The 14615-nt window shown below is 44.0% G+C and carries 15 protein-coding genes; 14 read left to right on the forward strand and 1 reads right to left on the reverse strand.

Annotation, left to right across the window (positions count from 1 at the left end; all coding sequences use genetic code 11):
- Positions 1-24: 24 nt before the first annotated feature.
- On the reverse strand, positions 25-423 hold the full coding sequence (locus tag IGK85_RS07985; RefSeq protein WP_005235970.1) for a DUF1622 domain-containing protein: 399 nt from the start codon (positions 421-423) through the stop codon (positions 25-27).
- A 126-nt stretch (positions 424-549) separates the two neighbouring features.
- Between IGK85_RS07985 and IGK85_RS07990 the strand changes: the two genes are divergently transcribed.
- The 14 genes from IGK85_RS07990 (at position 550) to IGK85_RS08055 (ending at position 14553) form a co-directional block, all read left to right on the forward strand.
- Positions 550-1125: a hypothetical protein gene (locus tag IGK85_RS07990; protein ID WP_005235969.1), complete on the forward strand. Its 576-nt coding sequence runs from the start codon at positions 550-552 to the stop codon at positions 1123-1125.
- Between the two features lie 377 nt (positions 1126-1502).
- Positions 1503-2555 (forward strand): tryptophan ABC transporter substrate-binding protein, encoded by a 1053-nt coding sequence (gene trpX / locus IGK85_RS07995; RefSeq protein ID WP_008379887.1) that lies wholly within the window; start codon positions 1503-1505, stop codon positions 2553-2555.
- Positions 2556-2633: 78 nt separating this feature from the next.
- Positions 2634-3518 (forward strand): ABC transporter permease, encoded by an 885-nt coding sequence (locus IGK85_RS08000; RefSeq protein WP_008379889.1) that lies wholly within the window; start codon positions 2634-2636, stop codon positions 3516-3518.
- Positions 3518-4276 (forward strand): ABC transporter ATP-binding protein, encoded by a 759-nt coding sequence (locus IGK85_RS08005; protein WP_008379891.1) that lies wholly within the window; start codon positions 3518-3520, stop codon positions 4274-4276. The genes IGK85_RS08000 and IGK85_RS08005 overlap by 1 nt, the downstream gene beginning before the upstream one ends.
- Before the next feature lie 414 nt (positions 4277-4690).
- The gene (locus IGK85_RS08010; protein WP_008379892.1) at positions 4691-5560 is read left to right on the forward strand and encodes a shikimate dehydrogenase; all 870 of its coding nucleotides are present in this window, start codon (positions 4691-4693) and stop codon (positions 5558-5560) included.
- 40 nt (positions 5561-5600) lie between these two features.
- Positions 5601-6626: a 3-deoxy-7-phosphoheptulonate synthase gene (gene aroF, locus IGK85_RS08015; RefSeq protein WP_005226100.1), complete on the forward strand. Its 1026-nt coding sequence runs from the start codon at positions 5601-5603 to the stop codon at positions 6624-6626.
- Positions 6627-6662: 36 nt separating this feature from the next.
- Positions 6663-7718 carry a 3-dehydroquinate synthase gene (gene aroB, locus IGK85_RS08020; RefSeq protein ID WP_005235964.1) on the forward strand — a complete coding sequence of 352 codons (1056 nt, stop codon included), beginning with the start codon at positions 6663-6665 and terminating at the stop codon, positions 7716-7718.
- 19 nt (positions 7719-7737) lie between these two features.
- Positions 7738-8904: a chorismate synthase gene (aroC, locus tag IGK85_RS08025; protein ID WP_005235960.1), complete on the forward strand. Its 1167-nt coding sequence runs from the start codon at positions 7738-7740 to the stop codon at positions 8902-8904.
- Positions 8905-8949: 45 nt separating this feature from the next.
- On the forward strand, positions 8950-10032 hold the full coding sequence (locus IGK85_RS08030; protein WP_008379898.1) for a prephenate dehydrogenase: 1083 nt from the start codon (positions 8950-8952) through the stop codon (positions 10030-10032).
- A gap of 9 nt (positions 10033-10041) precedes the next feature.
- A complete protein-coding gene (gene aroA / locus IGK85_RS08035) occupies positions 10042-11331 on the forward strand; it encodes a 3-phosphoshikimate 1-carboxyvinyltransferase (RefSeq protein WP_008379900.1) in 1290 nt (429 codons plus the stop codon).
- Positions 11328-11834, forward strand: a complete 507-nt coding sequence (locus tag IGK85_RS08040) for a shikimate kinase (RefSeq protein ID WP_008379901.1) — start codon at positions 11328-11330, stop codon at positions 11832-11834. Before aroA ends, IGK85_RS08040 begins: the two co-directional genes overlap by 4 nt.
- Before the next feature lies 1 nt (position 11835).
- The gene (gene pheA / locus IGK85_RS08045; RefSeq protein ID WP_008379903.1) at positions 11836-12717 is read left to right on the forward strand and encodes a prephenate dehydratase; all 882 of its coding nucleotides are present in this window, start codon (positions 11836-11838) and stop codon (positions 12715-12717) included.
- Positions 12692-13162 (forward strand): GNAT family N-acetyltransferase, encoded by a 471-nt coding sequence (locus IGK85_RS08050; RefSeq protein WP_005235950.1) that lies wholly within the window; start codon positions 12692-12694, stop codon positions 13160-13162. Before pheA ends, IGK85_RS08050 begins: the two co-directional genes overlap by 26 nt.
- Before the next feature lie 116 nt (positions 13163-13278).
- Positions 13279-14553, forward strand: a complete 1275-nt coding sequence (locus IGK85_RS08055; RefSeq protein ID WP_008379906.1) for an LCP family protein — start codon at positions 13279-13281, stop codon at positions 14551-14553.
- Positions 14554-14615: the final 62 nt, after the last annotated feature.

Raw genomic sequence — 14615 nt, forward strand, 5'->3', positions numbered from 1 at the left:
GAATCCAAAGAAAAGCCATGGCAGCTAGCTTTCCTTTTTCTTGTTAGGTTGGTGATCGGTGGTTTGCAGTGCACGCTCAATTTCTTTGTTCAAGAAATAAGAGATGACTGTTCGAATAATAACGACTGCAGCTAGACGTACGATGTCTTCGAAAGTAGGGTGGATGATCGTCTCAATAATATCTGCTGCAATCAAGATCTCAAGACCTAATAAGACATAACTCCCTAAATAATTGCGGATAAAATTATTTTCTCTGGCTGCCACCAAACGGTCCTTTTCTGTTAATTCGTAGCGCACGAAATCAATGCCTGCGATCAATACACCCCAAACGATGACGAAAATGGAGAGAAAGTTTAAACAGACAACAATGAAATCGAAGATTGGGTTGGCTCCAGTCATCAAAGAACTAGCTAGATTATGCATAATGACTCCTTTACCGTTTTCTTTTATCTTACCGAATTATCGAAGAAATGTGAAGTTTCTTGACGTTCTAGAAGGGAATTGATAGTATGAATTAATAGTAGGATTTTTAAAAAAGGTGGGCAAATTATGGAACAAGTTAGGAACTTTGTTCATTACACGAAAGAAAAAACAGTGGAAAGCTGGCAGGCTTTGTTAGATGATCTATACCGAGATCAGAAAAAAACGATTTTCACGCTGATCGGAGGCATTCTTTTCGCGCTGGTTTTTGCAGGCTTGATCGTTTTTTCTCAAAATCGCATCAACGCCTCTTTAGTGGATCGAATCGCTTTCGACAAGTTACCTTCGGAAAAAGTACAGCCATTACCATATTTGACAGCTGATAAGACGATTCGCGAAACAAGAGCGATTTCTGTGATGTACAGTAAACCAAATGGCCCACAGCTGGATCAAGTGTTTGATCTGATCCAAGCACAGGAAGACGAAATGAATCGAACATTTTTTTATTATCCGATCGTCTATGACGTGGCATTTTTCTCCAATGAATATGACATTGATCCTGATAAAGTGACCTTTGTCTTCTATGAAGAAGGAGTCGAGAAAAATCGCTTTACTTTTGATTCATTTGAGCAGCCAACGACGGAATTCATCCCAGAATTGAATCGTTTACCCATGTGGACGATTCGTTCTTCTGCCAATGATTGATAAAAAAATCTGACAATTTGACAGAAAATTGTTGACGTTTTTTTATCAATAGGCTAAACTGAATTCAATCAAGAAAGAAAACAAGTTGAGAAGGAGGAACAATCATGAAACTATTTATTCCATTGCAAGTGAAATCATGGCAAAACTGGCGTAGATAGTTGTATTGATGGGACCTCATTCCATAGATACAACTTTTTAGAGAACCTTCTAAAGTGCTGTATCTATGCTGGTAGTTGAATTTATCGCCGCATAGGACAACCTTCTATGCGGCTTTTGCTTACTTGCAATTGCCGTCACATAGGCAGTTGCTTTTTTTGTTCTCAAAAACCGTAAAAACGAAAACACGAAAAACGTAAGCAGAAAAAGGAGAATGAAAAATGAAAAACAAGGGATTAATTGCATCGGTTGCCGTTATTTTATTATTTTTAGGAGCGACCTTTGTCTATCAGTTAGGAATGAGAAGTGGGACCAATCAAGCCAGTGAGACTTCGGAACCAGTAGAAAAAGCTGAAAAAACAGTTGGAATCCTGCAGTTTGTCAGTCATGAAGCGTTAGATGCGATCACCGAGGGGATCAAAGAAGGCCTTAAAGAATCAGGCTATACCGAAGGGGACAACTTGACGATTGTATTCCAAAACGGCCAAGCGGATCAAAGCAAATTGGCAACGATGAGTCAGCAGCTGCTAAATAAAGATGCCGACGTTTTGGTTGGGGTAGCAACACCCGCAGCACAAGCGTTGGCGAATGTCACTCAGGATGTACCAATCGTTTTAGGAGCGGTCACTGATCCAGTTGGGGCAAATCTCGTGGCAGATATGGATCAACCCGGCGGAAATATCACTGGTGTTTCAGATAAAGCACCCGTCGCTGCGCAAATCAAACTAGCAAAAGATTTGCTACCGGAGGCAAAAACAGTCGGCATTTTGTATTCTTCGACCGAAGACAATTCGAAATACCAAGTGGCAGAAGCAGAAGCTGCTGCCGAAGAAAATGGCTTGACCAGCAAATCGTATGCCGTTCCTTCAAGTAACGAAATTGCTCAAATGGTGCAAGTGATGGCACGAGAAGTCGACTTTATCTATATTCCGTTAGATAATACGATTGCAAACGCAATGCAGACGGTAGTACAAGAAGCCAATAAATCAAAAACGCCCATCATCACGTCTGTTGATACGATGGTGGAACAAGGCGGCTTAGCAACGGTTGGGCAAGATCAATTTACGATTGGGGTCGAAACTGGGAAGATGGTGGCAGCAATTCTTGACGGGACGGCCGAACCTGCGACAACGCCGATCTATACATTCAGCGATGGCGAAACGATCATTAATGAAACACAAGCGCAGTTATTGGGAATCACTATCCCAGAAAACCTCAAAGACGAGGCAAAATTGATTACAACGACACCGGAAAGTGAAGCAAGTGATGAGTAACAATTAGGAACAGCAATCACCTGCGATCACCGAGAGAGTCTTGAAAGAGAAAACTTGTAAGAATATGGAGGAAGAATGATGATTGTTTCAGCAATAGGGCAAGGGCTACTTTGGGGAATCCTGGGATTAGGGATTTTTATGACCTATCGTATTTTGAATTTCCCGGATATGACGACGGAAGGGTCCTTTCCGTTAGGCGGTGCTGTCTGTGTGACAGCGATCACCCATGGGGTGTCGCCCGTCTTAGCGACTTTGTTAGGAGTATTGGCTGGGATGTGTGCGGGCTGTGTGACAGGACTTCTTTATACAAAAGGCAAAATTCCCGTGATTTTAGCAGGTATTTTGGTGATGTCTTCATTGAACTCGGTCATGCTGTTTGTGATGCGCTCACCAAACCTCTCTTTATTAAACCAACCGAAAATTCAAGATTTTTTTACTAGAATGAATTTACCGAATTATTATGATACGGTGATTATCGGATTGATCATGGTCTTGTTGATTGGGGGCGTCTTGGTTTACTTTTTCCATACCAACTTGGGTCAAGCTTATATTGCTACCGGGGATAATGAACACATGGCCAAGTCAATGGGGATCAATACGGATCGAATGAAAATCATTGGACTGATCGTCTCCAATGGCGTGATCGCACTCTCAGGCGCATTGATCGCTCAAAACGACGGCTACGCCGACATAAGCAAGGGAATCGGTGTGATCGTTATCGGACTGGCGTCAATCATCATTGGTGAGGTATTATATGGTGAATTGACCTTGCTGGAACGTCTGATCGCTATCGTGATCGGCAGCATTATCTACCAATTATTGATCCTATTTGTGATCAAAGCTGGATTTGATACGACTTACTTGAAGATCTTCTCTGCAATCGTCTTGACGATCTGCCTGTTGATCCCTCAATTTAAACAAGCCTTGCATCTACGCACTGGTTTTGAAACGGAGGATGAATAATGTTAGCCTTAAAAAAAGCCTTTAAAGTTGTCGGCAACGGACCGAATGAGAAAAAAGTGCTCTTGAATAAAATCGATCTTTCTTTAAAACCAGGAGAATTTGTCACGGTCGTCGGAGGAAATGGCGCCGGCAAAAGTACGTTATTCAACTGCATCTCAGGCACCATGCCCTTGACGAGTGGGCAAGTGATGATCGATGATCAAAACGTGACCGCACTTTCGGAAGAAAAACGCGCCCGCTTTTTGGCACGTGTCTTCCAAGACCCGAAAATGGGGACGGCTCCCCGTATGACAGTGGCAGAAAATCTTCTATTAGCACAAAAAAGAGGGGAAAAACGGTCACTAGGTCTTCGACAACTCCAAGGGCAAAGAGAAACGTTCTATGCCCTTTGTAAAGAAATCGGCAATGGGTTGGAAAATCATTTGGATACGCCAACGGGCAGTTTATCTGGTGGTCAACGACAGGCACTAAGTTTATTGATGGCAACGATTCAAACACCAAAACTGTTGTTGCTAGATGAACATACGGCTGCGTTAGACCCAAAGACCTCCAAACAACTGATGCAAATCACAGCAAAACGCGTGGAAGAACAAAATCTAACTTGTCTCATGATCACCCATCGGATGGAAGATGCATTAAAATACGGAGACCGCCTGATCCTGCTCAGAAAAGGGGAAATCGTCAAGGATCTTTCAGCAGATGAAAAAGCTCGCTTAAGTTTACCAGAACTGTTACTGTTCTTTGAAGACGACTTATAAACCCTTGATAGAACAGTGTTTTCAAAAAAAATAATCAAATAAATGAAAAAAATAAGAAAAAATCATTGACATCTTTCAAAGTTAAACCTATACTTAGGTCAATCTTACATCAGTTTGGAGCGAAGGACTATGCAAAAATTATTGCTAACGAACCCCACACAACTGAATAAATATTACTTTAGCTATTTTAGATAGGTTTGTATTCATGAAGGCATGGGTACAAACGCTAAGTTTGTATCTATGATGGCTAGAGCATTTCGTAATGAATTCGCAGCCACGTAGATCGTAAAATCTATAGTGGCTATTTTTTATATTCACATATCTAGCTTTGCCGATATGTAATGTTTGAAGGTGTTCACTGTAGATTCTTAAATTTACGGTGGACATCTTTTTTTGTTGAAAGGAATGAACCAGATGAAACAAATGATAACCGGTCACACACGGTTGGCGGCGCTATTTGCCAAACCAGCCAAACACAGCATCTCTCCAGCGATGCACAATCTTTCTTTTGAAGAACAAGGGATCGACGCCGTGTATCTGGCCTTTGATGTTGAGCCGGATGATTTAGCCGCTAGTATCCAAAGCATCCGTCAGTTGGATCTCTTAGGTGTCAATCTATCAATGCCCCATAAAATGGCAGCAGTACCGTTGATGGATGAATGCTCACCAGCAGCCGAGCTGATCGGCGCAATCAATACAATCGTCAATCAAGAGGGGCGATTGATTGGTCACAATACAGATGGTATCGGCTTTATGCGCGCACTTGAAGACATTCAAGTGTCGATCATTGGAAAAACGATGACTGTGATCGGTGCAGGTGGAGCAGCGACAGCAATCATTAGTCAAGCTGCACTAGATGGTGTCAAAACGATCCGTGTCTTTAACCGCAAGGATGAGTTTTATCCAATCATCCAGGAAAAATTGACACAGATCGCAGAAAAGACCGCCTCTGAGATCACATTAACGGATTTAGAAGATCAGACGGCTCTAAAAACAGCCATCGATCAAAGCAGTCTTTTAGTTAATGCTACTGGCGTGGGGATGAAGCCGAATGATACGGTAAGTCCTCTAAAAGACAAAACACTCTTGCGGGAATCATTAGCTGTCTATGATGTCATCTATAATCCAAGAGAATCGCAGCTTTTGAAAGATGCGAAAGAAGTCGGTGCCAAAACTGCAAACGGCTTAAGCATGTTGCTGTATCAAGGTGCAGCTGCATTTAAACTTTGGACAGGCCAAGAAATGCCTGTTGAAAAAGTAAAAGCACTTATTGAATCCATGTAAAAAATAAAAAAATTAGAAAAAACGAAAGTAGGAAGAAAAAATGATCGTAATTATGAAACCAGGCGCTACGCCAGAACAAGTTGAAGTTGTTGTAACTAGAATCAAAAAAGAAGGCTTAGATGTTCAAGTCAACCAAGGAAAAGAACAGGTCGTTATCGGGTTAAAAGGGGATACACGCCGCATCCAAGATGTTGCTTTTCGCAGCTACGAAGGTGTCGAAGATGCCATTCGGATCTCAAATACTTACAAATTGACCTCTCGTGAGTTCCATCCGCAAGATACGGTTGTGGATGTAGATGGTGTGAAAATCGGTGACGGCAACTTTGTTACGATGGCTGGTCCATGTTCGATTGAAGGATTAGACCAAATTCGTGAATGTGCCCGAATCGCCAAAGCTGGTGGTGCACAAATCTTACGTGGTGGTGCCTTCAAACCCCGCACGTCGCCTTACGCATTCCAAGGGCTTGAAGAAGAAGGGCTAAAATACATTCGCCAAGCAGCTGATGAAACTGGCATGAAAGTCATCACAGAAGTCATGGACGAAGGGCATATCGATATGGTGGCGGAATACAGTGATATTTTACAGATTGGTGCTCGGAACATGCAAAACTTCAAATTGCTAGCTGCCGTTGGAAAAACCGGGAAACCAATTGGCCTTAAACGAGGCATCTCAGGCACGATCGACGAATGGTTGAATGCTGCGGAATACATCGCCGTTCAAGATAAAAGTGAAGTGATTTTCATTGAACGTGGGATCCGAACTTACGAAACAGCAACCCGTAATACCTTTGATCTAAGTGCAGTACCAATCATCAAAAAATTGAGCCACTTCCCAATCATCGTTGATCCTAGTCATGGAACAGGTATTTGGGATCTTGTACCACCAATGGCAAGAGCGGGTGTTGCTGCTGGCGCCGATGGGATGATCGTTGAGATCCATCCAGATCCAGCCAATGCTTGGTCTGATGGTCCTCAATCACTTAACGAAAAAACGTACATGAACATGATGAAAGAAGTCCATATCATGGAAAAAGCGATGAAAGAAATCAAAGCGTTGCAAGACTAAGCGTGAAGACAACCAATAAAAGAGGTGCAAAAATCAATGTTACACATTCACTTAGAAGACCATTCCTATGATATCCTCATTAAACGAGGGGCGTTTCGAAAAGTCGGAACCTGGGTACAACAGTTGTGGGACAAACAGCGCATTGCCGTCATTACAGACAGCAATGTCGCACCCCTGTATGGCGGACAAATCGTTGATTCCATAACCGCTGCCGGGTTTGAAGCGACACTGTTAATCGTACCAGCCGGCGAAAAAAGCAAATCACTAGAGCAAGCAGCTAGTTTATATGATGGTCTTGCCCAATTCGGAATGACCAGAAGCGATGGGATCATTGCCCTTGGTGGCGGTGTGATCGGTGATCTCGGAGGATTTGTTGCTTCTACTTATATGCGCGGCATTGATTTCTTGCAGATTCCGACGACGTTATTGGCACAGGTCGATTCAAGTATCGGCGGAAAAACAGCTGTAAATACTGGCAGTGCCAAGAATCTCGTTGGCACGTTTGCCCAACCAGCCGGTGTGATGATCGATCCAGATTTACTTGAAACTTTGCCGCTTAAACGCGTCCAAGAAGGCATTGCTGAAATCATCAAGTCAGCCGCTATTGCAGATCCTGAACTTTGGCAAACGTTAGCAGGTTTGAAAGATGAAGCCGATTTGTTGGCCCACGCTGAAAATGTGATCACAGCTTCTTTAAAGGTTAAACAAAAAGTAGTGGAAGAAGACCCCTTTGATCATGGTAGTCGTCTGACACTGAACTTCGGTCATACGATCGGTCATGGCTTAGAAAGAACGGCTGCTTTTGAGACTAGTCACGGAGAAGGCGTTGCGATGGGGATGATTATGATTACCCGACATGCAGAAGCCACCGGATTAACACCAAAAGGTACGACCCAGCAGCTTACAGAAATGGTTGAGAAGTTTCACTTGCCGATTACACCAAGGGAAATAGATAAAGAGCAATTATACCAAGCAATCACTCATGATAAAAAAGCCCGCGGGCAACAATTGAAGATTATTCTATTAGAAGCGATCGGACAGGCGAAAATCGTGACGATCCCGACTGAAAAAATCAAAGACTACCTAGTATAAGAAAGGAAGGTAACGGATCATGCGTTATATTACAGCAGGCGAATCACATGGACCAGAGTTGACCGCCATTATCGAAGGGTTACCGGCAGGATTGCCATTAACAGCAGAAGACATCAATTTTGAATTAGCGAGACGACAAACCGGCTATGGTCGTGGGGGACGGATGTTGATTGAAAAAGACCAAGTCCGTATCACTTCCGGTATCCGTCATGGAAAAACATTAGGCTCTCCTGTGACTTTAGTGGTCGAGAACAAAGATTGGAAAAATTGGACCAAGGTCATGGCAATCGAAGAGGTACCAGAAAAAGACCGCAAACTACGACGAGTGGCACGACCAAGACCTGGTCATGCTGACTTGGTCGGCGGTATGAAATACCACCATCAAGATCTACGAAACGTCCTGGAACGTTCATCTGCCCGGGAAACGACTATGCGGGTAGCCATCGGCGCAATCGCGAAGAAAATTTTGAAGGAGCTTGGCATCGATGTGGCAGGTCATGTAACGATGTTAGGCGGCATCAAAGCAGAAATTCCAGAAGGGTTGACCGTTAAAGAAATCGCAAAACGTTCTGAAGCTTCAGAAGTAAGGGTGTTAGATCCGTCAGTCGAAGAAGAAATCAAGCAGTTGATCGATCAAACGAAGAAAAATGGTGATACGATCGGCGGCGTAGTGGAAGTGCTTGTTGGCGGCGTTCCTGCTGGTCTTGGCAGTTACGTGCAATGGGACAAAAAACTTGATGCGAAGATTGCCCAAGCCGTGGTCAGTATCAACGCCTTTAAAGGTGCTGAGTTCGGTGTTGGCTTTGAGGCAGGTGTTTTACCGGGTTCAAAAGTCATGGATGAGATTTTATGGGACGAACAACGGGGCTACACCCGTCGCAGCAACAACCTAGGTGGTTTTGAAGGCGGCATGACGAACGGGGAACCAATTGTGGTTCGCGGGGTTATGAAGCCGATCCCGACCTTGTACAAGCCGTTGCAAAGTGTTGATATCGACAGCAAAGAACCGTATAAAGCAAGCGTCGAACGCTCAGATAGCACCGCTGTACCAGCAGCTAGTGTTGTTTGTGAGAGTGTGGTGGCAACAGTGGTGGCCAATGAACTATTAGAAAAGTTTCCAAGTGATTCTTTCGAAGAATTGACCGCATCTGTTCAGGCGTATCGAGAATACTTGTTAACCTACTGATTAAAGAAACAGCAAAAAATTCCAGTAGAAATGAGGATTCTTTTCATGAGCCAAAATATCTTCGTCGCCGGTCTAGGATTGATCGGCGCTTCCTTAGCAACATGTATCAAAAAGGCACATCCGCAAGTGCATTTGATGGGGTGGGATTGTCAGGAAACCAATGAGATCGCATTAGCAACAAATTTAGTAGACGAAGTGCCCCCTTCATTTTCTGAAGGTGCTGTCCGTGCCGACGTGATTTTGTTGGCATTGCCGGTAGAGATCACCAAAAACTATCTTGCCGAACTGGGGGCACTTTCATTAAAGCCTTCGGTCCTGGTAACAGACACCGGCAGTACCAAAGCGGAAATCACGCAATTTGCCGAGTCCTTTTCCTTTGATTTTATTGGGGGCCATCCGATGGCTGGCTCTCATAAATCAGGGATCACAGCAGCCGATGAGAACCTTTTCGAGAATGCTTACTATATCTTCACACCGACGAAAAGTCAGCGGGTGGAAGAACTACAAGAGCTTTTTCGCGGCACTAGAGCCAAATATGTGGCACTTGCTCCCCAAGAGCATGATCAAATCACAGGGATGTTGAGCCATCTGCCTCATATTATTGCTTCGGGATTAGTCAATCAGGCAGATGCCTTCAACCACGAACACCCTAGAGCACAGCAACTTGCAGCAGGCGGTTTTCGCGATATCACTCGCATTGCTTCTTCAGATCCTCGTATGTGGACCGATATCTTATTGAGTAATCGACAGGAGCTGCTGCAGCTGATCGATGAGTGGCAAAAACAAATGACGACCATGGCTCACTGGTTGCAGAAAAAAGACGAACGGGCGATCTTTCGGTTTTTTGAATCCGCGAAGGAAACACGGGATCAATTGCCGGTTCATCAAAATGGGGCGATCCCAGCATTCTATGATCTATTCATCGATGTACCGGATCATCCCGGCGTTGTCGCTGAAGTGACGGGGCTATTGAGCGAACATCAGCTCTCTTTGATCAACTTGAAAATTCTTGAAACTCGAGAAGATATTATTGGTGTTTTACAGATTTCATTCAAAACGCAAAATGATTTGCTGCAAGCAGAGCAGCTGATTCAAAAAAAGACGACCTATTCATGTCGAAAAAAATAGGAGGCCGTTATGAAACTAAAAAAAGCAACACATCTAAAAGGGACGATAGCAGTCCCTGCTGACAAATCAATCTCGCATCGTAGTATCATGTTCGGGGCGTTAGCCGAAGGGACAACGATTGTCCGTAATTTCTTGCGTGGAGAAGACTGCTATAGCACCCTTCATGCATTTCAATCATTAGGCGTTCCAATCCATGATGACGGTCAGACGATCACGATTGAAGGACAGGGCTTTAATGGCCTTAAGCCTGCCCAAGACCCAATTGATATCGGCAATTCTGGTACAACGATTCGCTTAATGATGGGGATTTTGGCTGGACAGCCATTTACAACCACCTTATTCGGCGATAACTCTTTGAATAAACGTCCGATGAACCGAGTGATGCTGCCATTAAGAGAAATGGGTGCCAATGTGAGAGGGCATGAGCAGACGGAGTTCCCACCGATCACCGTTAATGGTACTGCTTCTTTACAGCCCATCAATTATCAGATGCCCGTAGCAAGTGCCCAAGTAAAATCGGCGCTGATTTTTGCGGCATTGCAAGCACAAGGTACCTCGACGATTATTGAAAAAGAGACAAGTCGCAACCATACCGAAGAAATGATTCGTCAATTCGGTGGTGTCATTACAACACAAGGCAAAACGATCACTGTGACGGGACCTCAAACACTCCAAGGACAAGAAGTAATTGTTCCTGGTGATATTTCCTCCGCTGCTTTTTTCCTAACAGCCGGCGCGATTATGCCAGAAAGTGAGATCGTTTTAAAAAATGTCGGGATCAACCCCACTCGTACAGGAATTCTTGACGTACTAGAGGAGATGGGTGCTTCAATTGCTTTTTCTAATCAAGACGATCAGAATCAATCAGCTGACCTTACCGTTCGAAGTTCTACCTTGCAGGCAGTGACCATCGCTGGCGATATTATCCCACGTTTGATCGATGAATTGCCGATCATTGCGTTGTTAGCCACGCAGGCTCATGGCAAAACGGTGATCAAAGATGCGGAAGAACTAAAAGTAAAAGAAACCAACCGAATTGATGCAACTGCCGAAGAGTTGACAAAACTTGGAGCGGACATCACTCCCACCGAGGACGGGTTGATCATCAACGGTCCAACCCCTTTGCATGGCGGACGTGTGTCAAGTCGGGGGGACCATCGCATCGGCATGATGCTGCAAATTGCCGCCTTATTGACAGATGAAGAGGTAGAATTAGAAAAAGCCGAAGCCGTAGCAGTTTCTTATCCTGATTTTTTTGAGGATGTCGCACGTTTGGCTAAAGGAGGAAACAGCGAGTGAAAAAAGTGATATTAATTGGCTTTATGGGTGCTGGAAAAACCACGATTGGTCGTCTTTTGGCTGAAGAAACGAAACAGTCTCATGTGGATTTTGATGACTTGATCGTTGCTGAGATCGGCATGACCATTCAAGAATTTTTCGACCAACACGGTGAGGAAGCCTTTCGCAAAATCGAAACGGATATTTTAGCTAAAACTTTGGCAAAGGAACAAATTATTTCCACTGGTGGGGGCATCGTATTAAAAGAAGAAAATCGTCAACTTTTAAAAGAGATGCCGCTCGTCGTGTATTTAAAAACAGATCCCGAGGAGCTGATTCATCGCTTAAAGGCGGATAATGGCAGCATTCGTCCCTTAGTCGTCTCAAAATCACCAGAAGAAATATTGGCTGTTTACCGTCCTCGGATCCCTCTTTATGAAGAAACTGCTTCATTGATCGTTGAAACGACGAACAAAGCACCAGAAGAAATCGTACAGGAAATTTTGATCAAAGCGGGTGCATAAAATGAAGATTGGTTATTTAGGACCGAAAAGTTCCTTTACGCATATAGCTGCGCAAGAAGCTTATCCGGAAAATACCTGTATCCCCTATGGATCGATTCCGCTTTGTATTCAAGCGCTAGCTAACGGCGTGATCGATCGCGCGGTCGTTCCGAACGAGAACTCATTAGAAGGGTCTGTTCATGCCACGATTGATACGCTCTTTCGTCAAAATCAGTTGAGCATCGAACAGGAAGTTATTTTACCGATCAATCATCAATTGTTAGTTTCTCAGCAAACAGCAAAAGACAACCGTCCCATCACTAAGATTATTTCTCATCCGCAAGCCTTAGCGCAATGTGCCGACTTCATCGAAGCCCGATTTGCTGGAGCTACTGTTGAGGCGGTTGCTTCCACAACGACTGCAGCAGCCTACGTAGCAAAACATCCAGAAGAAGCAGTTGCGGCGATTGCTTCCAAAGAAGCGGCATTGGCCTATCAATTAACGATCAAAGAAACCAATATTCAAGATGTTGCCTTTAATCAAACCCGTTTTTGGGTTTTGACGAAGAAAGCAGCAAACACCCAGTTACCAGAGCAGACTGCTGAGAAAGCAACGATTTTTGTGACGCTCCCAGCAAACCGACCGGGGATCTTGCACAAAATCTTAGCAACCTTTGGCTGGCGAGAAATTGATTTAAGCAAAATTGAATCGCGGCCTTCAAAAACCACCTTAGGGGAATACTTTTTCGTGATCGATCTGGTGATGGACAAGCCGTGGCAACTGATTGTAAATGCTTTTGAAGAGATTCAGTTGTTGGGTGGTCAAGTCCATCTTCTCGGCGTGTATTCCGTAAATGTTGTTGAGGAAGTGACAAAAAATGACTCAAGTCAAAATAAAATTTAGCCAAGATGAAACCCTTTTAGCAACGTTTCATAAAGAGATCCAAACACAGCACCATCAATGGTACCCAACGATTTTTAAGCCCTTTGATCAGTCAAGATTTGAACAAGCAATCACACAGCAGCTGCAAGAGCCAAGCCACCACTTTTTTATCGCTTGGTTGGCGGACCAGCCTTGTGGCTTTGTGCATCTTCAAGAGGTCTGTTTGCCACAAAATGCGATGATGCATGAACGAAAGTGGCTGGAAATTGCAGCGATCGCTGTTGACCCTCGGTACCAAGGGATGCATATTGGAAAACAATTGTTGGCATTTGCTGAAAACGTTGCGCTGGAAAAAGGCTTCGATGATCTCTCACTAAACTTTTGGTCGGCAAACCAAGTGAAATCATTTTATGAGCAAGCAGGATTTGTGAGCATACGACAAGGTGCATCAAAGCATCTAAGGTAAAATATGAAGAAATTTCCTAGAAAAAGGTTAAAATTTCAGAAAATAGCTTTCTTTCTATAAGGTCTAGGGTATCCTTATAGACAGAGAGCTATTTTTTAGTTGGAGGATCAGAAGCAATGAGCAGGATGGAAAAAAATAAAAAACTGCATGAGCGGCTAGAAAAGGAATCCAGTGAGGCAGCCAAAGAAAGTATCTTTGCCCGCAGAGAAGCCAAAAGAAGAAACCAGCGCGTCAGACCGAGCGATTCTACTCCGTCTGCTGATGAGCGGGTAGGAGACATTTCTTATCAAAACACCCAGCAGTCTAGGGCAAGCGACCCTCGTGTGGCCCAAAGTTTCCGAGAACAGTCACAAGTAGGAGCAAAAAAATCTGAGGGACGAAAAAGCGCAATCCCCCCGCTATCTGCTCAGGGGCCTGCGATGCATCAAAGCCAGGAACAAAGCAAACAAAAACCGCCAAAGCTTAAGAAGACCAAGCAACCCAAACAAAAGAAAAAGCGGAAGCACCCAGTTCTGCGTATTGTGGTTCGGGTACTATTGGTGCTTTTTGCCTATTCATTGATTGCGTTTCTTGTCGGTCAGCAAGTCGCAAGAAGTGACGCTGCTTTTGCTACGACTGATGAAGAGACCTTTAATGGTACGGCCGCTGCAAATGGTGCTCGGAATATATTGCTCATTGGTAGTGATAGTCGTGAAGGAGAAGCTGGACGAGCAGACACTATTATGGTTTTGCAATTAGATGGTCCCAGTAAGCAACCGAAGCTACTTTCCTTTATGCGGGATACTTTAGTTACGATTCCCGGTTATGGCGAAAACAAGATCAATGCGGCTTATGCCTTTGGTGGTGCTGATTTGGTTAGACAAACGTTAGCGGAGAACTTCGGGCTAGAAACCAACTATTATGCAAAAGTTGACTTTCGTTCCTTTGAAAAAGTGATCGACACATTGTTTCCCTCAGGCGTTGCTATCAACGCGGAAAAAGATATGAGTAAAAATCTTGAAGTTGCCATCAAGCAAGGGCAACAACAAATGAATGGGCTTGAGCTGTTGCAATACGCACGCTTTCGGATGGACGAAGAAGGTGACTTCGGTCGTGTAAGACGACAGCAGCAAGTAATGGATGCGATCTTTAGCGAAATGAAAAATCCTTTAGCTATTTTAAAATTGCCTTATGCAGCTGGAAAAGTCTTAGGCTATGCTTCCACCAACCTGCCAATGTCTTTCCTATTAAAAAATACCTTCTCGATTGCTCGAGGGGCGGGAGGAGTCGACAGCTTGACTGTCCCAGTCGCTGACTCTTGGCAATACGGTTCAAGTGCGAGTGCCGGAAGTGTGTTAGTCGTCAATCTTGAAACCAATCAACAAGCGATCAGGAATTTTCTTAATGAGTAAGCAGAATGAAAAGTTCTGAAAACCATTTGAAAGTAAGTAAATTTATGCTATATTATTAATGA

It is taken from the genome of Enterococcus sp. AZ015, from assembly GCF_050499225.1.
In the GTDB taxonomy this organism is placed as follows: Bacteria; Bacillota; Bacilli; order Lactobacillales; family Enterococcaceae; genus Enterococcus_D; species Enterococcus_D entomosocium.